This window comes from Microcoleus sp. B6-A1 (genome assembly GCF_036705085.1).
In the GTDB taxonomy this organism is placed as follows: domain Bacteria; phylum Cyanobacteriota; class Cyanobacteriia; order Cyanobacteriales; family Microcoleaceae; genus Microcoleus.
Map to the genome: position 1 here is coordinate 18,871 of NZ_JAUBTU010000026.1, position 24,462 is coordinate 43,332.

Consider the following 24,462-nt stretch of genomic DNA (forward strand, 5'->3'; position numbering starts at 1 on the left):
AAGTATGAAATCACACTGTAGGCACTATCGAAACGCTGTTCTCGGAACCCTGGCGAGTTGGTAAGCCCCCCGACTGTCCAACAATTGATATTGATTTGGCTGCACTCCTAATTCCACAAATTTCTCTGGATATCCCAGCAACAAAATAGAGGGAGAAGTTGGGTTTTTAGATTCCTTAATGTAGTCGATCGCCCTTCTGACAGCTCGGTAGTAAGTCACCGGCTCTTGGGTATAAAAAACCAGACTGGGTTTCCAGAAACCAACCATAATAAACTCTTCCCCCGGCAGTTTTTGTTGAACCGCAACCTGCGCTAACTGTCTCAGAGGTAACTGGCGGTTGATATCGACCAATTTGTAGGCGGGAGTAAGACCAAAGATGATAAATGCTACTAACCCGATGAAGTTAGCAACCAAAATCCAGCGCTGTTGCCGCTGCCAAAGTAAAAGTCCGATCGCCACCGCTGTAATTATCCAAATCGTACCGCCTACAATCAGCAATCCCGACTGCTGAATTGCTTGGGGAAAATTGGGCATAGCCGGGTCGTCTCCGAGCCAGTTGTAGCAGTAGAAAGTTGCTCCGGCTATAATCAGTAAAAATATGACATTGAAAATGTATGTAACTAACAGCCCTCGCGGTAAAGAATTAGGTTTTTTTTCTAACTTTGCCCGCCTATTTTCTGGTTCGTTGCCTGCAATAATATCGCTCCACAGCAGCGTTACCAAAATCGCAGCGGCGGGGATTAAAGGCAATACATAACTGGGCAATTTTGTCACGGCGATCGTGAAAAAGCCAAAGATGCACCCGAACCAAAAGATGGCAAATAAACTCAACTGAGCCGATCGCGGTTGACGACGCCAGTAACTGCGCTGCCAAAAACGGGTACGGGCGATCGCCACCGGCAAATAAATCGACCAAGGTGCAAAACCAACTAGCACTACAAAAAAGTAAAAATACCAAGGCGCCGAGTGCTTGTTGACTACTCCAGTAAAACGCTGGAAATTGTGATAGCCAAAAAAGCTGTCAATATAAGTTTGACCGTTGGCTAAAATAACCAAAATGTACCAAGGCAAGGCGATCGCCAGAATAATCAAGATTCCCGACACCGGACGCATTTCGCGCCAAAGTTGCCGAAAATTTCCCAAATAAAGCCCGAAGCAGCCAACAACCAGCGCTGGCAAGACAATTCCCACAGGCCCCTTAGCCAGAATTGCTAAGGCAATTAGTACGTAAAAAGTCAGATACCACTTATTAGGAAATCGGGAAGCGGAAACAGTGGAAAATTCTGCTTGTTCTCTCTGTTCTTCTAGAGTGTAACCGAGAAAAAATGCGAATAGTGCCGAACACATACAACTAACTAATAGCATATCTGAAACGCCAGTCCGTCCCCAGGCAATAGTTTGGGGATTTAAAGCTATTAGGGCAGCACCAATCCAGGGAGTAGAAAGAAAGAGAGGGAGACGGCCAGTTTTGAGTTTTGAGTGGTTATTCTCTGTTTCTTCTTCCTTATTCCTGACATCCGTTAAATCCGTTACAGAATCCGCTGCCGAACTTCCTTCTTCCTTCGATTTCGATAGGGTATAAAATCCAAGGCAAGTCAGACCGATCGCGCACAAGGCCGAGGGAAGACGCACGGCCCATTCGTTAACGCCCAGAGTGCGGTAAGCCACCGCCATCAGCCAGTAAATCAACGGCGGCTTATCAAACCTCGTTTCGCCGTTGAAATAAGGAGTGATCCAATCCCCTGTCACCGTCATTTGACGGGCGGCTTCGGCAAACAACGGTTCGGTTTCGTCAACTAAACCGATGTTGCCGAGATTCCACAAGAAACCTACCCAGGCGATCGCGCACAGCCATAAAATCGATAGCAGCAAAGGTGCGATCCTCTTCGTTGGCGTAGCCCCCGTAGGGGAAGGCTTTCCTTCGGATCGCTTCGCTAACGCTAACGGGCGCTTCCTAAACTCTGACAAATTTTTAATAACTTCCTTCACGCAAACTTCCTGCGATTTTAGATTTAAAATTTTAGCTCGCATAGAGAGTCTACCGAAAGATTCGCATTCTCGAAACTCCCAAGTCGATCGAATCTGGTTAAACTCAGATGTTACACCATTCTCAACAAGGCTTTTATGAACAGGCTTTTCGGCCTGTTCCACAAAATATAAATTTTCTTGTGGAACAGGCCGAAAAGCCTGTTAAGCGAGAATGGTGCAAGATATCAGTTCAACTGAGATGTTGCACCATTCTCCACAAGGCTTTCATGGGCGGGCTCTCCTGCCCAACCCCTACTCCCCACAATAAAATTCACTCTTTGTGGAACAGGCCGAAAAGCCTGTTAAGCGAGAATGGTGCGGCGATGTGAGTTTAACCTCACATCGCCACACCATTCTCAACAAGACCGGATCAACCGGCTTTCTCGACCAAAATCTCGGCACCTGCAGCTAAGTGTTCACGGCTGCAAAATTAATTGCCATTCTCCGGCTGTGCTGTTCCAAGCGGGCGAGGGTGTCTCCCCGGCGACGTAAGGCCCCCAGTAGTGGCGAGAACCATCCTGAGCAAAAACCACTAAAATGTCTCCCCGTTTGACTTGTAACTTGCCCTCCGGCAGCGATAGCATCAGTCCCTTGTCGCCACCTTCTCCGGGGGCAAAATCCCAGTGCGCGGGTTTGCCGTAGGATTTCTCGGCTTGCCGTTTCGACAGGAGGGCCACTCGCACTGGGTGTTCGCTGCGGTTGCTGACGCGCAGACTGCCGGCGGCTTTAGCATCTACAGGGATTGAGGAAAGCAATTCCTCCTCTGCATCTGGGGGGGTTGGTGTGGAGTCGGGTTTGGGATCGCTGGCGGTTTCTGTAGAAGCTGTCGCGACTGGGGAAACGGGGGGTATGGGGGGGAGTGCGGTGGCTTGTGAGGGCCAATCGCTCGACTGATTTGAACCGTTGGAGATAGTGATTTCAAAACGTCCTAGAAACATTCCTGTAATTAGGACGATCGACACTCCAATTACAATCTGGTAAATTTTAAGATTCATAAATTTTAGGCTTAAAGGATAGACTGCACCCGCAATGAGTCTTAACTATTTTTAATGTAAAACCAGGGGCTGCTGTGCCACAAGATACAGTTACACTTAAATTTATTGACCGTTCTCGGCTATAAGTCGCCGATCGCTCAATACCATCTTAGATGTTAAATTTGAGATTTTAGATGGCGACATACTGACCCCGGTAAGGATTTGGAGTTGGTCGGGAGGGGCCTTTGTTTACTCATCGGTATAGCTTTTCATACCAGTTGAAAAAAAGAGTGCCACTATAGGCGCGTACTCCAAACCCCAATAGTAATCAGTAATTCCCCATCTCAAATCTCAAATCTCGAATCTCAAATTGTATAACTTTTATGCAGAATACCCGAATTAACAGATTAATTGATGTTCTGGGCGATCGCTTTGGAGGCTGGCTGAGCAATCCTTGGCGGCGGATTTCCCTCCTGATAATTAGCCTGCTGTTCGGCACTTTTTTGGGGACAGCTATTTCGACGATCGCCGGACAATCTGCGGATTGGGATATTATCGCGGCCGGGCTGTTGGTGTTGTTGACGGAGTTCGTTAGCTGGCTCGTTTACGGCGGCCCGCGGCCTGTAGCCCGTTCTTTTTGGGTGGAGATGCTCAATGCTCTGAAAATTGGCGTGACTTACAATTTATTTGTGGAGGCTTTCAAACTAGGCTCTTAAAAACTTTTTGAATCGGCGCAGGTTTAGGATGAAATATTTGTCAGTTGTCGATAGTATTTGTACAAAACCCGCCCCCGCATAGAGAGTTTGTAGGATATGGATCGATCGACTGTAACCCCTGTTGAAATTTTACATCGGTGGCAAGCCGGCGATCGCCCAAAAGCTCCCGACTTCTATCACCTGGCTTTGTGGGAACTGGCGGATGATTTGCGATCCTCTTCGAGGGCTTCGCTAACGCGCGCTTTTGGCATTACTTCCGACAATGTAGCCGATGTTGTCCGCTGCAAAACCGATTTATTCTTTTCTATTCTTGACGAACTGCATACTTTCCCCCTAAAGTCAACTATTTTCCTCGAAACTTTGTGGAATCTTTGGCTGCCGCTGGCAATGCAATTATCGACTGCCCAACAAAGTTTAAAGCGTCCTTTAATTCAAGGAATTTTAGGAGGGCAAGGAACGGGAAAAACTACTTTATGCCAAGTTTTGAGGCTGATTCTGGGAAAATTGGGATATTCTACTGTCAGCCTTTCTTTAGACGATATTTATAAGACTTATGCCGATCGCCAACAACTCCAAAAAGCTGACCCGCGTTTAATTTGGCGCGGCCCCCCCGGCACTCATGATATTGACTTGGGAATCGCAGTTTTAGACAAGTTGCGCGGTTCTCAAACTCGCAATTTAGCAGCAGTTGACAATCCCAAATCTGATGCCCTAAAACCGGATATAATTAAAAATATAGTAGAAATTCCCCGGTTTGACAAATCTGCCTACGGAGGTGCGGGAGATAGAAGTCAACCCGAAATTATTTCCGGTGCGGATATTGTACTTTTTGAAGGTTGGTTTGTCGGTGTGAATCCGGTAGTTGATGCCAAATTAAGCGAGTTTTTGGCGGGGACACCGTTTCCGATTTCCACAGAGGGCGACTGTCAGTTTGCGCGTGATATGAATGCGAAGCTGCACGACTATCTGCCGCTGTGGAACCGATTAGATCGGTTGATGGTTTTGTATCCCCAAGATTATCGCATTTCTCAAGTGTGGCGCAATCAGGCGGAACGGGAAATGATGGCGGCGGGGAAGTCGGGAATGTCAGAAGCCGAAATTAATCGGTTTGTCGAATATTTCTGGAAAGCGCTGCATCCCGAGTTATTTATTAAGTCGATGGTGGAGGAGGGCGATCGAGTGGATTTGGTAATTGAAGTTTTGAGCGATCGCACTGTTGGCAAAATCAGTCGGGCGATCGACTTAAAATTAAGCGATTAGGGACACTAAAAATTAAAGATTTAAGGACACAACATTGTTGTGTCCCTACTGTATTGCAGCTTATCGTGCACTCACTTGACAATTCAGGGCTTATGCAAAAAGTGGTTTGACGCGCGAATTATAGGGGTAAGGCGCGGCTTAAGCACCCTACAATACAGAGCTTTTGCATCGAGGATGGAGAATTTCTAAATTAACTGCCGGGAGTACCAAGATCGATCGCTTTCTGGATCAAATCGTCGGTAACTTCGCCCGGTGTACCTGCAGGCGTAATGTCGTGAGCCATCGAACGAAAATCAGCGGGATTACCGCTTGTATCTGCCGGCTTTGCAATATTATCTTGAGGAGCGGGAATAGGAAATTTAGGTGCAGTTGCAGCGGCGGCAGCTTGAGCGCCGGCACCCGTGCGATCGATATCACTAACGCTGAATTCTTTTGAAGCTTCGTAGTCTGCTGATACATCAACGGTCGGCAACTTTTGTTCTCCAGCTTCCGCGCTTTCAGTGATCTGCTGAGCGTCAAAGTTTTCAATGTTATTGACTTCTGTATTGATTTCAGACATAGCCGACTCCTTGCTAGTTTTATTTAACAATTCACTGTATCAATTATTACTTTACTCCCCGGCTTTTTCATCTACCCGCAGATGTATCGTTGGCTTCTATCTTAAGGATGATTTATCCTAGGGTGGTGTGTTAACATTACACCACTTTCCGAAAAGAATGCAACTTTAGGCAAGCTCCAAACCCATACATACTCACCCATTCCCCATTGTTTAATCTCAAATCTCAAATCTCAAATCTCAAATCGTATTACCTCTAGGGGATGGTGACTTGCACTTAGAAATCTTGATACTTATATATTCTGGAAACATTTTTTAAGGAATTTTATTTATGAACTCACCCGCCGCCACCAATCCTCACTCTCTCTCCAACGACACTAAAAACATCGTTCAGACAATCAACGGGTTGGGTACAGATGAAAAACTGGCGCTGCTCTACTTTGTTTATGAAAAAATGGGAGATTCAGTTACACCAGCCGCTCCCGCCGCCGCCGACCCACAATTAGCTCCCATGCTTCTCGATGATTTTTACAAGCTTTCCCATGATCAACAACTGAATATAATGCGCGGTATTGTCAACCGCGACGACACGCCGTATTCTCACGCTTACGGAGCTTTAACTGCTAACAATCAGTTGGTGGTTTGGTATGCTTGGGCTATTGGTATGGGGGAAACAATTGTCGATATCCCCGAAGGATATGAGGCAACTGAGGCTGTCAATGGCGTGTTGGGTCAATTTGAAGGTCTTGAGTTTGAACAACAAATTTCGGTGCTGCGCGACGTAGCTAATAATATGGGCTACACCGATGTTAAACCAATTGCTACTCAGGCGGAAGTAGGGAAAACTTCTAGTCTTTAAGACATAAAAGTCTGCTGTTGCAACCTATCCTACACAAACTCTCCTCCTAGCAGAGAGGGACTCAAGAATAAAGGAATTACCCAAAACCTCTATATGTAGGGTGCGCCGAGGCGCACCCTACCGCTATAATTAGTAGGTAAAACTTTTTTTGCTCTTAGTCCTATTTATTCTTTCGTGTCTTAGAGAGGGACGAAACTTTTTGTAGGATCAGTTAACATCGGCCATTCTGATAAATATAAAAAGGTTTTCACTCAGCCAATAAGTTTTTTAGGATAAATTTTTCGCGGGAATTCCATCCGAAATGTCGAACCTTTTTTGGGTTGACTTTCGGCAGTAATTGTACCCTTGATCATCTTGACTAAAGAAGCACAAATAGCTAGTCCTAAACCGGTGCCGGGATATTGGCGAGTTGTGGTTTGGTCGCCTTGGTGGAACTTGTCGAAAATGTGGGGAAGATCCTTTTCACAGATGCCGATTCCTGTATCCCGAACGGTGATAATTAGCCGATCGCAATTTAATTCCCGCACCTCAATGTAAATGCTGCCCTCATGTGTGAATTTAACCGCGTTGGAAACGAGATTGACCAAAATTTGCCGCAGGCGCAACTTGTCGTTAACTATAAACTGATCCTCCAAGCACACGCTGACGGACATTGCCACGTTCTTATCGGTGGCTTGATGTCCGAATTCCAAGGCGACATCCATTACTAAATGGGCTAAATGAAATTTTTCAATTTTTAATTCTGTGCGGCCACTCTCGATTTTGGAGAGGTCGAGAATATCGTTAATCAGCAGTAGCAGATTTTTGCCGTTATGTAAAATGCGCCCCACCATCTCTGTTTGCTGGGCACTCAGCAGTTGTTTGTGCTGGCGCAGCAGCAATTGGGAAAAGCCGATAATCGAATTCATGGGAGTTCGCAATTCGTGGGACATGATGCCCAAAAATTGCGATTTTAACTTGGCTGCTTCTAGCAGTTGCAATTTTTGCTGTTGAAGGCGTCGCCCCTGATTTTCCAGTTCTTCCTGCTGACGAATTAGCAGCTCGTTTTGCAAGTCTAAAAGCTCTTCCTGCTTTTTTAGTTTTTCGATCGCCAGTGCGTTATTAATTGCGATCGCAGCTTGTTTTCCCATCACCGCCAGCAGTTGCTGAGTATGCCCGTCAATCGCCCTGCTGTCTTTGCCGTTGCCTATGGCCAACACACCCAAACGCCCGCTTGGCGCCGACTCGATCGCCGCTGCACAAGCCGCCGCAGGCAGCAAGCCTTTGTGGCACTCCGAGCGCCACAGTACAGACTCTCCCGTCGCAAATGCTTTCCACAGCAGCTTGTTTTGCACGTGCGGGGTTTGACCCTCAGCAAAGTTGTCCGTGCCCCCGACAGCGCTGACTTTGAGGCCGCTGCAATCGCACTCCAGCAGAGCAACTAGGCAAAATTCCGCTCCTGTGATCGCCTCTACAGTCGCATCCGCAATGCCTTGCAACAACTGGCACAAGCTACCCGCGCGCTGGCTCAACAGATTTGTAAATCGATCGATCGCGTGCAACTCGTGTTCCCCCTCCCTTACCGTCCGGGCTTCACACAAATTTTTTGCTGTGAAATCGTCTTCCGAGGGCACTTGATGGGGCAAAAATTCTGGTTCTGCTTGGGGTTCGGCTGGAGTTTTTTGGATGGCGTCGATTTCGGTGTAGGTTCCCACCCACTCCATAACTTCCTGACTGTCTAGATTAGCGGGCCTTGCTCTCGCCACATTCCAGCGGTAAATGCCCTCTCGCGTCCGCAGACGAAATATAATTTCGTAACTTGGCTGCGCGAACTTAGAAGTGTGCGATCTCGCCAATAGACGAGGGCGGTCTTCTGGGTGGACCTGCGCCAGATAGCCGAAACCCAAAGCTGCTGCGGCTGGTACGCCGGTGTACTCCTCCCAGCGCTGACAGAAATAAGTCGCCCAGCCGTCGGCCTTTGTTTCCCAAACTATGTGAGGAATTGCCGACCACAGGCGATCGTCCTGAGTTTCGCCATCGCCAACCTGCGGTTGGGGGGATGTTATTTCAGATACTTTGTGTAAGATTTCAGAGTCGGAAAACTCCGACTGAAAAGACTTATTGCCGTGATACTGAGTCATAACAGGTTATATAAATAAGCGTTGGACTAGAGCCCTAACACCGATTAAAGACTCGTGCTGCTAGCTTTATTGATTTTGAGGGCCCAAGTGCATCAAAATTTTTTATACTTTAAATCTATCGGGGTAGTGGTATCTTTACCTCTATCAACGGGCGGACAATGAGATAATTCAGTTAAACTATTGAAACATTGAGAGCTTACCTGTCCCGAGGAAGGCTCGTGCAGGCATCGCGGCAAAATAACTTAAAAATTAACTTGCATTCTTGGCGGCTGCATGAGTATGCTTTAAAATGATGTGCGACCTGTAAAACCCTAAATCAGGACACATTCTCAAATTTACTCAGTTTAGCTGAGTCAGTTGACGATATTTTAAAAATTTAGCGGACTATTGGAAGAAAGATGAGTAAAATTCGCGTTGCTTTGGTAGAAGACCATGACCTGACAAGAGTCGGCATCCGCACAGCTTTACAACAGCGTGACACGATAGAAGTTGTTGGCGATGCAGCTAACGCTACAGAGGGCTTGAAACTGCTTCAGTCTTCAAAACCTGACGTGGCAATTGTAGACATTGGCTTGCCGGATTTTGACGGCATTGAACTTACACAAAAGTTCAAAAAATCCGTAGCGGAGTCCGATCCAGATACAAAAATTTTGATTCTGACTTTTCAGGACAATGAAGAAGAAGTTCTGGCAGCTTTTGCCGCCGGAGCTGATTCTTACTGCATGAAAGATATTAGCTTCGATCAGTTATTAGATGTAGTAAAAGTAACTCACGAAGGTAACTCTTGGATCGATCCGGCGATCGCCCGTATCGTCCTGAAACAAGCTCGCACTCAGGAACCCGCGCCGGAAGAACCGAAGGCTGAGGGCAAAAGAGTCACAATTAAGGCTGCCGAACCCGAGTTTAGTCACATCATTGAGACTTACCCTTTAACCGAACGGGAATTAGAGGTTTTGGAATTGATCGTGCAGGGTTACAGCAATGCTGCAATCGCCGAAAAGCTGTACATTACTGTCGGTACAGTCAAGACTCACGTCCGCAATATTTTGAACAAGTTGTGCGCTGATGACCGAACTCAGGCAGCCGTTCTCGCCCTGCGTTCTGGCTTGGTTGGATGAAGCCTTATCGTCAGGCAAAATCAAGTTAAAAGTAGGGTGCGCTGGGCGCACCTTACGGTCACTGATTAAGGGTGTGCAGTGCACACCGACTGACTAATTGTTACCCAAAAATTAGGGTAGGCAGTGTGCACCAGCCGAGCAATTGTTTATTGTTAAAAAAAGGGTAAACTTTAAAGCCGCATCTATCCCAGTACAGATATTTTGTAAAATATTTTAAGAAGTAAATCTATCTTAAGATAGATGCTAAAAAACTAGCCTATTACTAATACTTATTGTTGAGCTATCCCCAGTTAGATAAATTTCGCTCGCACTGCCAATATTGCGCGATATCACTTCATAAAAGGCGCAGGCAGAGGCGAGATTACGATACTTTTAGGAATAGTTAAGCCTTAAAGAAATTATATCCGCAGAGTGATGCTGAGTTCGCTTAAATTTGCGAAATTAAAAGTATCAACTGCTACTGAAATATTTTAGAAAGAGGTATTATGGCCGCCCCAATTGAATTCAAGTTATTTGCTCCCTACAACAAAGGAGCTGCCGTGATTGGCTCTTTTTCTAATTGGGAAGAAATCCCGATGGAAAAGGACGAAGAGGGTTATTTCCGCACGCGAGTTGAGTTGGAGGATGGCGTTTATCAATACAAATTTCGCGTTCAGTCGAAAAGCTGGTTTCTGGAAGCAGATCAGTGGGTAGATGTGGTCGATCCCTACGCCACTGATATCGACGATCCAAGTCAAAACGGCATTGTTCGGATCAAAGATGGCGATCGCATTGTCGATACCTACGTCTGGAAACACGACGATAAACCGCTACCGGCCGATCGGGAATTAGTGATTTACGAAATGCACATTGCCGACTTTTCCGGTGGCGAAGATGATCCCTTCGCCCGCGGCCAGTACAAGCACGTCGTCGAAAAACTCGATTACCTAGTCGAACTCGGCATCAACGCGATCGAACTCATGCCCCTCAAAGAATACCCAGGCGACTACAGTTGGGGCTACAACCCCCGCTACTTCTTCGCTGCCGAGTCCAGCTACGGAACCACAGAAGAACTCAAAAACCTGATAGACGAGTGTCACGGGCGCGGTATTCGCATCATCATGGACGGGATTTACAACCACTCGGAAGCATCGAGCCCCCTCACTCAAATCGATCACGATTATTGGTACCACCACGAACCCCGCGATCCTGACAACAATTGGGGCCCGGAATTTAACTACGAATTCTATGACGAAAACTTAGGAACTTTCCCGGCGCGCCAATTTGCTGGCGATACAGTCCGCTTCTGGATTCAAGAATATCATCTCGACGGCATTCGTTTCGACGCGGCGCGACAAATTGCTAACTACGATTTCATGCACTGGGTAGTTCAAGAAGCCAAAAATGCCGCCGGCCCCAAACCGTTTTATACCGTTGCCGAATACATTCCCGAAAATCCCAGCATCACCAATCTAGACGGGCCGATGGACGGCTGCTGGCACGACAGTTTCTATCACTCGATAATTCCACAACTCTGCGGCGACAATTTTGATTTAGAACGTCTCAAAGAGGTAATCGACTGCAAGCGGCAAGGTTTCTTGGGTGCTACGAATGTAGTTAATTATTTGAGTAATCACGATCACGATCGCATTTTTGCCGAATTGGGCGATCGGGGAATTTTGGATGAAGCCGCCTTCAAGCGGGCGAAGTTGGGAACCGTGCTGTTAATGACAGCAGTTGGCGTGCCCCTGATTTGGATGGGCGAAGAATTTGGCGAATATAAAGGCAAAACAATTGAGCAAGCTAAAATTGACTGGACGCTGCTAGGAAATGACCTGAATAAAGGTTTGTGGGAATACTACAAAGGCTTGATTCACCTGCGTAAAAATAACCAAGCACTTTACACAGAAAACATCGAATTTTTCCACGAAGACCCCGACTCGAAAGTTTTTGCTTACACTCGCTGGAACGATGAAGGTTCGAGAGTTGTAGTAGTGGCAAATATGTCGGAAAATTATCTCGCAGGTTACAGCGTTCCCCACTTCCCGGCAAACGGAACTTGGCACGAATGGACGGGGAATTATGATATTGAATCTGGCGATGACAATATTATGATTGACTTGCCGGAATACGAAGCCAAAGTGTTTGTTTGGCAGTAAGCTGTCATATCGATTCCGGTTGCACCGGAATCGATATTATTTCCCAGATTGATTTTCTAGGCACAATTGGGTTATAGCCGCCGCCGGTATTGGTTTGCTAAAGAAGTAACCCTGACCCATATCGCACTTATGGGAGTGCAAAAACGCCAACTGTTCTGCTGTTTCCACTCCCTCAGCAATCACCTGTAAATTCAGGCCCTGTCCCAAGGCGATCGCCAGTTTCACAATAGTAGCACCGCTGCTGCCGGTCACCAAATCGGCCACGAAAGATTTGTCTATTTTTAAATTATTGAGGGGAAAGTTTTTCAGAGACCACAGCGAAGAATAACCAGTGCCAAAATCGTCCAGAGAAATGTGAATTCCCATGTCCTGCAACTGCTGCAATACCGACACCGTAAAGCTCACATCTGTCATGGCAATGCTCTCGGTAATTTCTATTTCTAAATATTCGGGATTTAACTTGGTTTCTGATAAAATTTCAGCGATGCTTTGTACAGTGTGAGGTTGCAGAAACTGGCGGGCTGATAAATTCACTGCTATCCGCATCGGCGGCAATCCCAGTAACTGCCACGCTCGATTTTGCAAGCAAGCAGTCCGCATCACCCATTCGTCAATTTGGCAGATTAATCCTGTTTCCTCAGCTAAGGGAATAAATCGATCGGGAGAAATCAAACCGCGTTCGGGATGCTGCCAGCGAATCAGAGCTTCCATGCCCACTATTTTGCCAGTATTTAAATTTATTTGCGGTTGATAGTACAGGACAAACTCAGATTTTTTTAGAGCTTTGTAAAGATGATTTTCTAAGTTAAGATCCTCGGAGACTTTACTGCCGATCGCCTGCGTGTAAAACTGATAATTATTGCGACCTTTCTGTTTAGCTTTGTACATCGCAGCATCAGCATTTTTCAGCAAAGTTTCTGCATCTTCTCCGTCGTAAGGAGCCAAAGCAATTCCCAAGCTAGCCTTAATATAAAGTTCCAGACCCTCAAAATCAAAAGGACTGCTTAAACTCTGGATAATTAACTGGCAAATCTTAGTTGCTTCCTCCGGGGTGTTGATATTGTATAGCAGCACAGTAAATTCATCTCCGCCCCAACGAGCCATCGAATCCCCGACGCGCAAACAGTTAGTCAAACGCCGAGATACACTTTGCAGCAACAAATCGCCCACGGGATGACCGAGAGTATCGTTAACATTTTTAAATCTATCTAAATCTAGAAAGATTACTGCCAGCATTTCTCCATTTTGGTGAGCGCTAGCTAAAGCTAAAGACAGCCTTTCATTAAACAGTAATCTATTAGGTAAACCCGTTAATGGATCGTGAGAAGCTTGATGTCGGATCATCGCCTCGACGCGCCTCTGCATTGCAGCCATGTAAAGGTGAGTTCCTAAAGATTGTGCTAGCTTCTGTTCCTCGCTGGTCCACTTTTGAGCTTCGCCTGTTTTGATTTCTTTCCAAGCTGCAAAGGACTGTCGGGGACGATCGTTCCGGGCGTCCGAAATGCAACGGCCCGCCCACAAAATTTCTGTTTCTATAGGGCTGCGAAAAACTGTGAGACAGCCGATGCACTGTTGACGATATTGCAGCGGTACTGCCAAAAATGAACGAATGGAAGCTGCGACTAAATTGGCAGATACAGATTTAAGTTGAGGTTCTTTAGAAATATCGGAAATGGCGTACAAGTGCGGTACGAGAAAACTAGAAATATTGCTGTCAATTGAACTGTAATGCTGGGAATAGAGATTTTCAAAAATACCTAATTGGCTTTTATGATTAGCAGTTTGTGCTCGATCGTCTTGGTTTGCCCTCCACATAATCTGCTGCCAAAACGGGCTGAGTTCAAGGTCGATGTCCGTGGGCTGCTGGCCACAGGTATAAAGCAAAGCGGGCCGATCGCCAAACTCGGCTGCAAGGTAGAGTCGCCCTCCTGAACCACGCAAATGCTTGACAGTTTGTTCGAGAACTGCTTTCCGAATTTCGTTTAGTTCCAGAGGAGAATGCAGCAAACTGGTAATTTGGTTGATAACGGCTTCGTCGCGCGCTTGCTGTCTAGCTTGACTCAGCAGAAAAGATTGGGCGATCGCAATTGAAAGTTGATCCACAAGCAACTGCACCATTTTCAATTCTCGATCGCTAAACCGTTTCGGTTGGCTGTGATGAGACACCAACAGTCCCCAAAGGTGATTTTGATGCAAAATCGGCACCGTCAGAGAAGAACGTGCCCCCATAGCCTTCAGATATTCAGCGTGACAGGGGTCTACAGGACGATAGCTAATATCTTCAACTGCTAAAGTTTTGCCGGTTTCGGGACAATCTAACCGATTAATTGTTTGATGCTGCAATTCCACATCTACAATCACTCGCTGCCGCGCTTTGAGAAACATTTCCCGAGCACTCTGGGGAATGTCGCCTGCTGGAAAGCGCAAACCCAGCATCGAGGGCAACTTGTCGCCGTTGATGGACTCAGCAATTACCTCACCGCTACCGTCGGTCTCAAAGCGATAAACTTTTACTCGATCGCTCTCTAAAAAGCTGCGGATTTCTCGGGCAGTTGTCGTCAAAATCTCTTGGAGTTCTAAAGAGTTGCGGATGCGATTGGTAATTCGATTGAGTAAAATCTCTTGTTCTAAAGTCGATCGTGACATTTGTGTAACTTTGGTGCGGGTCATGCCTTTTGATCTCCCGGGCTGTTGACAGCATTTTTGCGAGCCACAGTCTTAACTTGCCCTGTATTATACATTACAATACTTTCGTTCCGTCTAGGGGCTTGACCCAACCCAAGAGCGCGAAACTCTGTTTCTGGGGATATTTCCACTTTTTAGACAAATTTCAGTGATAAACCGGGTTTTTCACAGCACTTACAAGGCAAGGAAAGAGCAATCAGAAAATTAGTGAGGACGAAAGTCCGATCGAGTGCGATCGGACTTTCGTCCTCACTACAAAGCAATTGCAGAGCTACAAGATAAAAGGTATAGAGAAACCGGGTTGACCAACCAGTATTCTGCCCTCTGGAGGGAGAATACTGGTTGCTCAACCCGGCTGGTAAGTATTTATACCTTAAAAGGTCTTTTTAAGCCGACTCCCAAATTCCCCGAATTCTGTCCGGCAAAAAGCCAGCTATTTCCTGAATTCGCTCCTCGGACAGCTCATCCTTCGTTGCCGAAAATACAGCGGCGATCGCAGTTTCCGGTTTTACACCCGAAGGAAGTGCGCCTTCTAGTTCCACCCTGCGTGCAAACAAATTGCCATCGATCCCCGCAGGTGCAGGCGGGCCGGTCAAAGGCTGACGTATCCGGCTCAGCAATCCCACCAGCGGATTTGTATCTTTCCAGAGGTCTGCTATTTCTTGTTGCAGGGTTTTGTCATCCGTAGGCAAAACTTCTTTGTGCAATTCAGATTCCACGTGCTCGATGGCGTCTTTTGTCATCACGTCGCGCATGACCCGGTACACTACTTCGGTAATGTCGCGGGCATCAAAAATATCCTCCATGTTACCGTTTACCATCACTTTTTCCAAAAACGGCATATCCTTTGAAGCGATAGGAACTGCCGATCCTTCCTGGTGGAGCGAGGTCGGAGGATTCGTCTCCATTTTGTGTAACAGTTTGCGACCTTTTTCTGTTAAATCAGCTTGTTGAAATGCCACTAAAGGCGGCAATAACTCAGCTCCTCCATAAGGCTCGCCACTAAAGTCCGCTTTGATAAATTCCCTTTGGTTGAGGTAGTCCAAATGACCGAGCAATTCCGCTTCGGCCACCGGGTGACCGACATATTCTTCCGCTGCATTCCTAATTTCCGACTCTCCCCTGCCGTTGCCGCTGCCAATCTTTTTGAGCAAAATGTAAGTCAGGTCGTCTCTGATTGGAATTGTCATTAAAACCTCCTAGGTTAATATCCGGTAAAGCTCATGTAAAAACTGAATTTTTTTACTGGCTTAAATTGTGATGATTACTACTTAAAAACATTGAAGTCTAAAGTAGAGTAATCAAGTATCTCTCAGCAGGTGGAAGTTATTAAAATTAAGTATCGGTGAGAATCTTCCTTTAGGTAGATCCCTGTATGGGAAGCCATGTTTAATGTGGTTAATATCCTAAAAAGCTGTCGCCACTATTCAATGCTATTAAGCGAGGATGCTTTCTTGGTAAGATTTTTCGTATTTATTGCGTATTTTTACCAATGCTGAGGCACCAAGACGGCCTCAGTTGGTAATTGGCGCTCGGAGAGGTAGAATTAAGCAGATGCTATGGGGTTAATCAACTGCGGTATTTTTGCCCGCAGCTTGCAGCCATATTGTATCGGGTTAGACCAAAAAATGGTCATGGGAGAGCTACAAATACGAGCCAATCTGTTTCAAGTGCCGCAGCGCCACTTGAAGAATGCCTCGGGGACAATTTTTTTGATCGTTTCGATCGGCATTTATGAACTACCCTCATTGGAACAATAAATTGGAATCCTCGTCTGTGATTAGCGGTCAACCCCCGGTTGAGAAGCGTCCTTTAGTGTTGGCTGTAGACGACAATCCAGACAACTTAGAACTGCTGACACAAATACTCGATTTATTCGGCTGCGAGTGCGTGGGAGCAGTTGACGGGTACGCAGCTCTTTCAGCAGCAGTCGATCGACTTCCAGACCTAATCGTACTCGACATTTGCCTGCCGGATATAGACGGTATGGAAGTAGTAAAGCGCGTCCAACAAAACCCCGAGATCAGACATATTCCGATTGTTGCTGTCACAGCACTAGCAAAACCAGAAGACCGCGCTCGAATTCTCCAAGCCGGCTGCGTGGAATACCTTTCCAAACCTTTTAACATCAAAGATTTAGAAAGTGTTATCCGTCAGCATGTCAGCTCTCAAATGGTTTTGGTTGAGTTTTAGATTTATAATTAGAATCACGAACTTGAGGTGCAGAGTCCAAAATTGCGATCGTACCAGTGCGGCCTGTCTCCAAGGTCGCATCGCGGAGCAAATCAGTGACTCCCACGCCCAAAACCTTTTCGATTAATTCTTTCAGTGGCGATTCGAGAACAGATTCTAATTGTGTCCGCACCTGCAACGCCAAATCTTGCTGACCGTTCTGAGCCAGTAATTTTTCGGGTTGAGTAAGCCCATTTTCGACAACAATTATCAATTTGTTATCCAAAAGATTGCAGAGCGCCTGACTCGTTGGATGTCCGAGTTGAGAGCGGTACAAAGCTTGAATTCCCTGCGAAAGAGTCCGTTCTAATTTCCCCCGAGTAGGTTCTAAGGTTTCCCCTGTCATATTTTTTATTAAAACCATGAGAGATAAAAAAGACTGTGAGCAGTTAACAGTTAGCAGTTAAGTTAACTGTTAATTGCTAACTGCTAACTGTTAGAAATAACCGTCGCGTTAGCCGACAGTAACTTCATTAGTTTGCACCCCAGTGGCACCCTTAACACCTTTAGCAATTGTCACCAACTTGTTGACAATTTCCTGACTGGGAACTGTACCTTTGAGAACCACCGTAGTGCCAAGTTGAGCCACATAAACAGTCTCAATATCCGCAACATCTGGATTTGCATCGAAAGCTTGAGCCACCCGTTTAGCTAAACCGCTTTGATCGTATTCTCCATTCAAGCCCATGCGTTCCGGCGGGATTGTCTGAGCGCTCGCAGCAGGTTGAGCTTGAGCTTGAGATTGAGCTACAGGTGCTTGGTAAGCAGGAGCGTCAACAGTTTCTTGATTTTCAAGTTTTTCTAAACCAAACAATCTTTTTAGCCAGCCCATAGAGTTTGTCCTCCGACAAAGTTTGTGTTAATTGACGTGTTAATTGACTTGTTAATTCACGGTTGGCAAGTCGCCCTGTAATTGTTATTCTCAATACCAGGAATTACGATCGCACTCTTGGATGCAGAAACCGAGTTTTTTTACAAAAAAGTATCGTTACAGCCATCCACCTAGGTAGAAAAACCCGGTTTGTTGAGTTGGGTGCGCCCATCCTAAATACAATTTACTGTTGTACAACTGTGCCGATCATCTGCCTGGAGACATAATTCTCCCACTCTCAGACAAATACTTGCGCTGACCATTCCGGCAAATCAAACTTAAACCCTTCTTCCCCAACTTCTACTATTTTGTTAGACATCCACTCGTGCCAAGTTCCCGCCGGAAACTTAGGAATGCAGTAATCAGATAGATAAGTATCCGAAAAATTAGCGACAACTACTGCTCGCGTTCCCTCATCGCTCCAGCGATAGTAAGCCAGCACTTTGGATTCGGGATTTTCGTGGATAAATTCAATGTTTTCGGTATAAAGTGCCGGAATTTTTTCCCGCAGCCGAATCACGTGTTTGTAGTATTCCAACAACTCATGATTTGGCTGATTTTTCAACAAAGACCATTGCAGTTTATTCGGCTGGTTGGGAGTTTGCCCAGTGGATTGTCCAAACTCTTCGCCCATCCACAGCATCGGTATTCCTACTGCTGTCACTAACAAAACCGCTCCCAATTTAGCGCGTTTAAAAGCCGCTTCTTGAGCGATATCCCGAAAGCTGGCTTCGGCCAGCAAGTGGTCACGGTCGTGACTGGCTAAATAATTGATCACATTAGTTGTGTTTTGATAGCCTTGTTGTTTGGGTTCTAGAACTTGCTTGAGCTTTTCGATATCGAAAGTCTTCCCCGCCAGATTTTCTATGGCAAAAATGCGAAAACTTTCGTGCCAGCACCCGTCCATCGGCCCGTCTGCAGCGACGAGTTCGGGAAGTTCGGGAATGTGTTCTGCTATGTTGTAAAATGGCTTGTTACCGGCGGTTTTTTTCGCTTCACGAGTTATCCAGTGCAGGAAATCTCGATTGTCCAACTGCCGCACAGCATCGTAGCGAATGCCGTCGATATGATATTCTTGAATCCAGAAATTAACGACATCGCCGATGAATTTCCAAGCGGGACGAATGCCGAGTTTTGGGTCGAAATTTTCGTAGTTAAACTCCGGGCCCCAGTAGTTAGCGGGATCTTCGGGATAGTGTTTGTCGCGGTAGTACCAATAATTGCGATCGATTAGCAATAAGGGACATTCTTCATCGCAGTGGTTATAAATCCCGTCCAGAATCACCCGAATGCCCCGTCCGTGGCACTCGTCAATCAATTGCTTCAAATCTGCGGTTGCGCCGTAACTGGACTCTACGGCAAAGAAATCGCGGACTTTGTAGCCCCAGCTATAATCGCCCGGATATTCATTAACTGGCATTAGTTCGATCGCATTTATCCCCAAATCGCACAGATAATCTAATTTCTCCCTCACATGCTGGAATTTACTGCAACTGTCGGAACCATCTGGGGCGGAAAAATCAGCAACGTGCAGTTCGTAAACGACTAATTCTTCATTTTCGGGGAGTTTTTTGTCGTCGTGCTGCCAAACATAGGTATCAATAATTCGCGCGCCTGCTTTGATGCGAACTGTACTTGTATTAGTAGTGCGGTCAATTTCAGTCGCGTAGGGGTCATTGACTTCTACCCATTCGTCCGGTTCAAAACATGGACTTTGCGACTGAACTCGGAATTTGTATTGATACTTACCGTCTTCTAACTTAATGTTAGTGCGGAAATAACCTTTGTCATCTTTTTCTAAGACAACTTCTTCCCATTGGGAAAACGAGCCGAGCAGTGTAGCTGCTTTGTTGTTGGGAGCGAAGAGTTTGAATTCAATTGCAGCGGCCATGAATACCTTGTTTTCAGAACTTATAAGTTTGATTAGTATTGATTTTTACAATTGGGTAAATCTGTCGCCATCGTTCTTAAGAGTTAAACCTCTAACTCTTATTTTGTAAGGTACTTGGGGGCGCAGCCGGAAGATTTAGTAGTGCGAACCCTAGCGATTGAGTAAGGTACACCCCTAGGCACCCGGAAACCTGATTTTAATCAAAAATGTAGTGAAAGTAACTAAAAATTATTAAGCGCTGTTTATGAACAATAGTGCGGACTGTTTTGAGTTCGTAGTCTGAAAGCCTTGATTTTCCGTTGATAGCGAACTTGCCTTAGAGCCTTGAAACCCTTATTCTACGGTTGGCTATCAAAAACTGTCCGAAGTATTGTATGAAAAGTAATTTAACTTTTGATAACTAGATAAATCGTGGTGAAAATTTAACATTTGTAACTAAAGAAACATTTTTTACGCTACAGGAATAATACCGTAGAAAGATGTCATTTTATGCGGAAAGAGCGAGGATGAGCGTGTAATTATAGGGCAAGGGAAACCCGAACCATGAATCCTTTATTCAACTGGGTTTTCCCGCGACTTTAAGCCAAGTTTGAGCCGAGAATAGCAATGATTATTTTTGCTTATGTCTTGGGATTACTTGTTTTATAGTTTGTGACGGGTAAACTTTGTAGAACCTTTCATCAGCTTTAACGACTGCTGCTACCTCAGTAATTGGTAATTGGTGAAAATCTCATTCGTCCCTGTTACCCGTTAGATATTCCGAGCAGTGGCTCTAAGGCTCTAAAAGTTTAATGTGGGATGTTGGCGAATTACCGTTACTGTAAAACTCTGGAGTGTTAAAAATGCTAAAACAAATGTGTTGGTTGCCCAGATTGGGACGCAATGGAGAAAAGATATTGCACTTACGCACCGATGCCCGTCAGGGGTGGCGGCCTTATACAGCTTTTCCGCAGTTCGCTGTATCCGACTACCGGGAACCGGGCGGTTCTAAGGGATGGGCAACATATCAGAAGCTGAGAACTCAAGGGTGGAATTTAATATCGACTGCAGAAGGGCAGCAGTCGATTTTTGGCGAACAGAAAAGTGCTTAAAAAACCCGAAACCGCAGCAATAAAAGAAGAGGAAAAATCCTCTTCTTTTTATTACTTGTGGAGAGAGCAACTGGGTTTTTAACCATCCTACTTGCTAGAATGGGTAAGGTTTGCAGTGCTCACCTTAGATAATTTTAAGATGTTTGCCAGTTGCAAGTAAATTAGGCGATCGCCGTTTCCCTGTCTGCTGTAATTGCTAGGTTATGGAGCACCGGCTGGCGAGTTCTCAAGTTAAACCGGTATCCGTGGGGGAGGATGTGCAACTTGGCGCCGCAAATCGCCAAAGCCTCATCCTTCAAAAGTCCATCTACATTGTCGTGGAGTTTTTCCGACTCGTCGATGACAGTTACAGCGCTTTCGCCAATGACTTCCAACTCGTCACCGTGGACTAAAATAGCTGTATTTTCGTCAATACCAAATCCCAACACGGCCGGTTGCAGCAAGAGTGCCGAAACTAAGCGTCCCAGACGACCTCGTTGGGCGAAATGCTGGTCGATGACAACATCGGGGAGGAAACCCATTCCAGGGCCCATTGCTACCACATCAACGCGGGGATTTGTCTCGGAGTCTCCTTCAATAATCATCATGTCTGGCATCATTGCCGCGCCGGCACTGGTGCCGCCAATGATAATCCCTTCAGAGTAGCGTTTGTGCATCGCTGCGTCGAGTTTTGTGTCTTTCAAGCAGCTAATAATCCGCGCTTGATCTCCGCCGGTAAAGAATATGCCGGTCGCTTGTTCGATCGCTTCTAAATAATCTGGATTGTTGGCATCTTCCGGTTTCTGGGTGTCAACAACTCGCACATCTTGAGCGCCAAGTCGCTCAAACACTCGGATGTAATTATCTCCTACTTCTCCCGGCAGGCTTGTTGCAGCCGTCATCACTACAATGCGGGCTTTAGTTCCTCCGGCGCAGCGCAAGAATTCCCGCAGAATTTTGCAGTCCCCCTCTTTGTCTTCCGCGCCACCAATAATTAGCAACTTCCCCTGAATTTCGTTGCTCGCCATATTATCTCCACTTTTAATTTATTAAACTTCACTAAAACACAAAATTCCTTTTTCCGAAAACCGCCAAAAGGTATATATAGATACCAAAAACCTCTCAGACTTCTACCCCTGCAGGACGCACACAGCAAGGGTGATATGGGAGTTTACTCATCCTTGATGATCGACAGACAAAACAAACTTACCCCCCCTAACAGGAGATAGGGGGGGTCAACCAATGAGCTTAAATTACAGGGCCCACGCGCGCGCGGTGATCAATCCGGTTTCTGATCCGCTTCTTCGCTAATCCTCCTCTGATTGCTCGTAGAAATCGGATTGATGAGCGTAAGTCCTCAATTAGCCCGATCGCCCGTTAGTGCGATCGCTCGATCAAATTGCTCAATATGGTACTCGCCCGTTCTAAAGGGAGGTGCCTGGGTTTGCCGTTCCAGACAATCTGATATTCGTTGCTGTTTTGACCATCGCCGTAGCCAGAAATTAGCTTCCGGTGAAAGGCTTCCTCAGCTAAGTGGTGAACTTTGTCCCTGAGAGCAGTTTGTGCGATCTTCATAATTTGCTGCCTCTTAAATTTTCTTTCACTGTCATAAACAATTATAAGTACAGAGTGTACCTCTCAAAAGTTATAGCTTTTTTTTGGGAGGGGGGAAAGAAGTAGTCATTAGTCATAAGTGCTTAGTTATCTAGCCTTAGTCATCAATACTTAGTCATCAATACTTAGTCATGAATGCTTAGTCAGATGTTGAAGGAAGAAGGAATATTTTCCCACTCTCCCCCTCTCCCATCTCCCCTACTTTCCCACTCCCCCACTCCCCCACTCCCCCCACTCTCGCAATGCTGAGGCAGAATTGGCCGGAGTATTTGTCTCAACTGAGCAGTGCAATAATATCTATGCCCGCAGGTAGTATCCCATGCACCGACTATAAAGCTAACGTAAAAAATTAGCTCAAAGGAGGTTAGAAAATGCTGCAAGAAAAAAGCACAGAAACAGCACGCATCAATGCTCGAAAAACCGATATTTTTGATGTTTTCAATTTCAAACACTATATGGGGCCAAACCCTTATTTAGACACCGCGGCTTTAGTTTTTGATTTAGCGGTGACGGGCGCGAGCGAACCTTTGCCGATCGCACATTACCAGGAAATTATTGGCGATCGCTACCCGCAACTGCTGCACGAAACTTTCTCCAACCATGCCCAACTGTTCGCTCGTACCGCCTCAGAAGTAGCAAAACTCGACATGGGTTTGCACTTCCAACACTGGAACATCAAGCCGTTTTCTCACTTTCACAGAATCAGCATAGAAGCAGTTCACGCCCGCAGCGCCAGAGCCGTAGTTTACGCTGTTTGGGATTGGTTTGAAGCCATCAATCAAAATCAAGACTTTCCCTTGGAATCACACATAGACGCGCTGCAAAATATGTTCCGGCAGTCAGTTTACGGAGGCCCGACAGTTTATTCATTAATGCGATCGGCATCTCAAAAAGGCATTCCCGTATTTTATTTGTGGGATGAAGGATTGATGCAATACGGGTACGGCAAAAAACTTGTTCGCGGCTCTGCAACTACTTTTGATTCTGACAGCCATTTAGACTCAGATTTTACCACGCGCAAAGACGATTGTAAAGCTTTTCTCGCTACATTAGGATTTCCTGTCCCCAAAGGCGATATCGTCTCCACAGAAAGCGGAGCTCTGGCAGTTGCTAAAGACATTGGCTATCCAGTTGCTGTCAAACCAGTAGTCGGTCATAAAGGAATTGGCGTCACAGCAGATGTCCGAGATGGTGAGGAATTGCAGGCCGCTTTTAAAAGAGCTGTTAAGGCAATTCCCGAAACAGAGCCGGTGCGAATAATTGTGGAAAACAGCATCAAAGGATCGGATTTTAGGATGTTGTGCGTTGATGGCAAATTTGTGTCGGCAACTGAACGCCGACCTGCTTGGGTAACAGGTGATGGCGACTCAACAATTCGCGAATTGATCCGCCGTGAAAACCGCAAATCCCAACGTTTGGATACGCCAACTTCGGCCCTGAGCAAAATTCAGTCCGACGAAGCGATGGAGATGTATCTGGCAGAACAAGGGCTGTCATTGGATAGTGTCCTAGAGCGCGATCGCATTGTGTATCTCCGCAAAGTCGCTAATCTTTCCGCAGGCGGCGTCAGCATCGACGCTACCCGCAATATTCACCCGGATAACATTGTTTTGGCTCAAGATATCGCCCTACATTTTCGGTTAGCTTGTTTGGGGGTTGATGTGGTAACAGAAACTCTCGCCAAATCTTGGAAAACAGGCAATTTTGGGATTCTCGAAATCAATGCCGCGCCGGGAATTTTTATGCACCTAAACCCGGCTGTCGGGGAGGGTGTTGATGTGCCTTCGCATATTATCGAAACTTTCTTTGACTCGGGAAAATCCGCCAGAATTCCGATTATTACTTTCAACCGAATTTCGGTGCACGATCTGCAAGAAACAATCGACCACATTCTATTGCAGCATCCCGATTGGACGATCGGTGCTGTTTGTCGTGGGGGACTTTTTGTCAACCGTTCTGAGAAAGTTTTGAATAACAATTACAATCTTAACGTGCAAAGTTTGCTGCGGAATCCCAAGCTCGATTTGTTAATTGCTGAATATCCCGGAAATATTTTGGAAGCTGAGGGAATGTTTTATCGGGGGAGCAATATGGTGGTGCTGGACAATCCGGGGGAAACAGAGATGATGTTGGTCAGAGAAAGCACGGATGATGATACTGTTGTGGTGAGGGAAGGAAATAGTATTTCTATTCGCCGCCAAGGGTTGATCGAACAGTATACTCTGGGGGATGATGAACCGTTTACACGGGTTTATTTGAAGGAAATAGGGACTGTTTTGTAAGCTATTCCACATTTAAGTTGGCTTTATAGGGCGGGTATTGAGTACCCG

At 46.1% G+C, this 24,462-nt stretch carries 20 protein-coding genes; 9 read left to right on the top strand and 11 right to left on the bottom strand.

Going from position 1 to position 24,462, the window contains the following annotated elements:
* Positions 1-24: 24 nt before the first annotated feature.
* On the bottom strand, positions 25-2,031 hold the full coding sequence (locus tag QUB11_RS11860; protein WP_333390647.1) for a glycosyltransferase family 39 protein: 2,007 nt from the start codon (positions 2,029-2,031) through the stop codon (positions 25-27).
* Between the two features lie 413 nt (positions 2,032-2,444).
* Positions 2,445-3,023, bottom strand: a complete 579-nt coding sequence (locus tag QUB11_RS11865; protein ID WP_333390622.1) for a hypothetical protein — start codon at positions 3,021-3,023, stop codon at positions 2,445-2,447.
* Between the two features lie 362 nt (positions 3,024-3,385).
* On the opposite strand from QUB11_RS11865, the gene QUB11_RS11870 reads away from it, so the two are divergent.
* Complete coding sequence (locus QUB11_RS11870; protein ID WP_333390625.1) at positions 3,386-3,718, top strand: DUF565 domain-containing protein; 333 nt, start codon at positions 3,386-3,388, stop codon at positions 3,716-3,718.
* 96 nt (positions 3,719-3,814) lie between these two features.
* On the top strand, positions 3,815-4,978 hold the full coding sequence (locus QUB11_RS11875) for a glycerate kinase (protein ID WP_333390628.1): 1,164 nt from the start codon (positions 3,815-3,817) through the stop codon (positions 4,976-4,978).
* A gap of 190 nt (positions 4,979-5,168) precedes the next feature.
* Here QUB11_RS11875 and QUB11_RS11880 read toward each other — a convergent pair whose 3' ends face one another.
* Positions 5,169-5,537: a hypothetical protein gene (locus QUB11_RS11880; protein ID WP_333390631.1), complete on the bottom strand. Its 369-nt coding sequence runs from the start codon at positions 5,535-5,537 to the stop codon at positions 5,169-5,171.
* Positions 5,538-5,865: 328 nt separating this feature from the next.
* Between QUB11_RS11880 and QUB11_RS11885 the strand changes: the two genes are divergently transcribed.
* The gene (locus tag QUB11_RS11885; RefSeq protein WP_333390633.1) at positions 5,866-6,393 is read left to right on the top strand and encodes an orange carotenoid protein N-terminal domain-containing protein; all 528 of its coding nucleotides are present in this window, start codon (positions 5,866-5,868) and stop codon (positions 6,391-6,393) included.
* Between the two features lie 251 nt (positions 6,394-6,644).
* Here QUB11_RS11885 and QUB11_RS11890 read toward each other — a convergent pair whose 3' ends face one another.
* Complete coding sequence (locus QUB11_RS11890) at positions 6,645-8,513, bottom strand: PAS domain-containing sensor histidine kinase (protein ID WP_333390636.1); 1,869 nt, start codon at positions 8,511-8,513, stop codon at positions 6,645-6,647.
* A gap of 398 nt (positions 8,514-8,911) precedes the next feature.
* Between QUB11_RS11890 and QUB11_RS11895 the strand changes: the two genes are divergently transcribed.
* Both QUB11_RS11895 and QUB11_RS11900 read left to right on the top strand, forming a co-directional pair.
* Positions 8,912-9,631, top strand: a complete 720-nt coding sequence (locus tag QUB11_RS11895) for a response regulator transcription factor (protein WP_333057024.1) — start codon at positions 8,912-8,914, stop codon at positions 9,629-9,631.
* 485 nt (positions 9,632-10,116) lie between these two features.
* Positions 10,117-11,769 carry an alpha-amylase family glycosyl hydrolase gene (locus QUB11_RS11900; RefSeq protein WP_333390638.1) on the top strand — a complete coding sequence of 551 codons (1,653 nt, stop codon included), beginning with the start codon at positions 10,117-10,119 and terminating at the stop codon, positions 11,767-11,769.
* Positions 11,770-11,805: 36 nt separating this feature from the next.
* Here QUB11_RS11900 and QUB11_RS11905 read toward each other — a convergent pair whose 3' ends face one another.
* Together QUB11_RS11905 and QUB11_RS11910 are read right to left on the bottom strand one after the other, a co-directional pair.
* A complete protein-coding gene (locus QUB11_RS11905; RefSeq protein ID WP_333390641.1) occupies positions 11,806-14,439 on the bottom strand; it encodes an EAL domain-containing protein in 2,634 nt (877 codons plus the stop codon).
* A 401-nt stretch (positions 14,440-14,840) separates the two neighbouring features.
* Positions 14,841-15,644 (bottom strand): DUF2267 domain-containing protein, encoded by an 804-nt coding sequence (locus QUB11_RS11910; protein ID WP_333203133.1) that lies wholly within the window; start codon positions 15,642-15,644, stop codon positions 14,841-14,843.
* 369 nt (positions 15,645-16,013) lie between these two features.
* Between QUB11_RS11910 and QUB11_RS11915 the strand changes: the two genes are divergently transcribed.
* Both QUB11_RS11915 and QUB11_RS11920 read left to right on the top strand, forming a co-directional pair.
* Complete coding sequence (locus QUB11_RS11915; protein ID WP_333203135.1) at positions 16,014-16,214, top strand: hypothetical protein; 201 nt, start codon at positions 16,014-16,016, stop codon at positions 16,212-16,214.
* A 1-nt stretch (position 16,215) separates the two neighbouring features.
* Positions 16,216-16,647 carry a response regulator gene (locus QUB11_RS11920; protein WP_333203137.1) on the top strand — a complete coding sequence of 144 codons (432 nt, stop codon included), beginning with the start codon at positions 16,216-16,218 and terminating at the stop codon, positions 16,645-16,647.
* Here the strand turns inward: QUB11_RS11920 and QUB11_RS11925 are convergent.
* The 3 genes from QUB11_RS11925 to QUB11_RS11935 form a co-directional block, all read right to left on the bottom strand.
* Positions 16,616-17,032 carry a DUF2294 domain-containing protein gene (locus QUB11_RS11925; protein WP_333203139.1) on the bottom strand — a complete coding sequence of 139 codons (417 nt, stop codon included), beginning with the start codon at positions 17,030-17,032 and terminating at the stop codon, positions 16,616-16,618. The genes QUB11_RS11920 and QUB11_RS11925 overlap by 32 nt on opposite strands.
* A gap of 108 nt (positions 17,033-17,140) precedes the next feature.
* On the bottom strand, positions 17,141-17,518 hold the full coding sequence (locus tag QUB11_RS11930; RefSeq protein ID WP_333203141.1) for a BON domain-containing protein: 378 nt from the start codon (positions 17,516-17,518) through the stop codon (positions 17,141-17,143).
* A gap of 277 nt (positions 17,519-17,795) precedes the next feature.
* On the bottom strand, positions 17,796-19,448 hold the full coding sequence (locus QUB11_RS11935; RefSeq protein ID WP_333203143.1) for an alpha-amylase family glycosyl hydrolase: 1,653 nt from the start codon (positions 19,446-19,448) through the stop codon (positions 17,796-17,798).
* 842 nt (positions 19,449-20,290) lie between these two features.
* Between QUB11_RS11935 and QUB11_RS11940 the strand changes: the two genes are divergently transcribed.
* Positions 20,291-20,539 (top strand): hypothetical protein, encoded by a 249-nt coding sequence (locus QUB11_RS11940; RefSeq protein WP_333145102.1) that lies wholly within the window; start codon positions 20,291-20,293, stop codon positions 20,537-20,539.
* A 161-nt stretch (positions 20,540-20,700) separates the two neighbouring features.
* Here the strand turns inward: QUB11_RS11940 and QUB11_RS11945 are convergent, their stop codons facing one another.
* Complete coding sequence (locus QUB11_RS11945) at positions 20,701-21,546, bottom strand: cyanophycinase (protein WP_333203145.1); 846 nt, start codon at positions 21,544-21,546, stop codon at positions 20,701-20,703.
* 349 nt (positions 21,547-21,895) lie between these two features.
* Positions 21,896-22,093, bottom strand: a complete 198-nt coding sequence (locus QUB11_RS11950) for a hypothetical protein (protein ID WP_006632734.1) — start codon at positions 22,091-22,093, stop codon at positions 21,896-21,898.
* 410 nt (positions 22,094-22,503) lie between these two features.
* Between QUB11_RS11950 and QUB11_RS11955 the strand changes: the two genes are divergently transcribed.
* The gene (locus QUB11_RS11955) at positions 22,504-24,414 is read left to right on the top strand and encodes an ATP-binding protein (protein ID WP_333203147.1); all 1,911 of its coding nucleotides are present in this window, start codon (positions 22,504-22,506) and stop codon (positions 24,412-24,414) included.
* The last annotated feature ends 48 nt before the right edge of the window (positions 24,415-24,462 follow it).

Coding starts and splice junctions, on each gene's coding strand:
- QUB11_RS11860 (WP_333390647.1), bottom strand. CDS start 2,031: ATGCGAGCTAAAATTTTAAATCTAAAATCGCAGGAAGTTTGCGTGAAG.
- QUB11_RS11865 (WP_333390622.1), bottom strand. CDS start 3,023: ATGAATCTTAAAATTTACCAGATTGTAATTGGAGTGTCGATCGTCCTA.
- QUB11_RS11885 (WP_333390633.1), top strand. CDS start 5,866: ATGAACTCACCCGCCGCCACCAATCCTCACTCTCTCTCCAACGACACT.
- QUB11_RS11905 (WP_333390641.1), bottom strand. CDS start 14,439: ATGACCCGCACCAAAGTTACACAAATGTCACGATCGACTTTAGAACAA.
- QUB11_RS11950 (WP_006632734.1), bottom strand. CDS start 22,093: ATGAAGATCGCACAAACTGCTCTCAGGGACAAAGTTCACCACTTAGCT.
- QUB11_RS11890 (WP_333390636.1), bottom strand. CDS start 8,513: ATGACTCAGTATCACGGCAATAAGTCTTTTCAGTCGGAGTTTTCCGAC.
- QUB11_RS11910 (WP_333203133.1), bottom strand. CDS start 15,644: ATGACAATTCCAATCAGAGACGACCTGACTTACATTTTGCTCAAAAAG.
- QUB11_RS11925 (WP_333203139.1), bottom strand. CDS start 17,032: ATGACAGGGGAAACCTTAGAACCTACTCGGGGGAAATTAGAACGGACT.
- QUB11_RS11945 (WP_333203145.1), bottom strand. CDS start 21,546: ATGGCGAGCAACGAAATTCAGGGGAAGTTGCTAATTATTGGTGGCGCG.
- QUB11_RS11870 (WP_333390625.1), top strand. CDS start 3,386: ATGCAGAATACCCGAATTAACAGATTAATTGATGTTCTGGGCGATCGC.
- QUB11_RS11900 (WP_333390638.1), top strand. CDS start 10,117: ATGGCCGCCCCAATTGAATTCAAGTTATTTGCTCCCTACAACAAAGGA.
- QUB11_RS11930 (WP_333203141.1), bottom strand. CDS start 17,518: ATGGGCTGGCTAAAAAGATTGTTTGGTTTAGAAAAACTTGAAAATCAA.
- QUB11_RS11880 (WP_333390631.1), bottom strand. CDS start 5,537: ATGTCTGAAATCAATACAGAAGTCAATAACATTGAAAACTTTGACGCT.
- QUB11_RS11940 (WP_333145102.1), top strand. CDS start 20,291: ATGCTAAAACAAATGTGTTGGTTGCCCAGATTGGGACGCAATGGAGAA.
- QUB11_RS11955 (WP_333203147.1), top strand. CDS start 22,504: ATGCTGCAAGAAAAAAGCACAGAAACAGCACGCATCAATGCTCGAAAA.
- QUB11_RS11915 (WP_333203135.1), top strand. CDS start 16,014: ATGGGGTTAATCAACTGCGGTATTTTTGCCCGCAGCTTGCAGCCATAT.
- QUB11_RS11935 (WP_333203143.1), bottom strand. CDS start 19,448: ATGGCCGCTGCAATTGAATTCAAACTCTTCGCTCCCAACAACAAAGCA.
- QUB11_RS11875 (WP_333390628.1), top strand. CDS start 3,815: ATGGATCGATCGACTGTAACCCCTGTTGAAATTTTACATCGGTGGCAA.
- QUB11_RS11895 (WP_333057024.1), top strand. CDS start 8,912: ATGAGTAAAATTCGCGTTGCTTTGGTAGAAGACCATGACCTGACAAGA.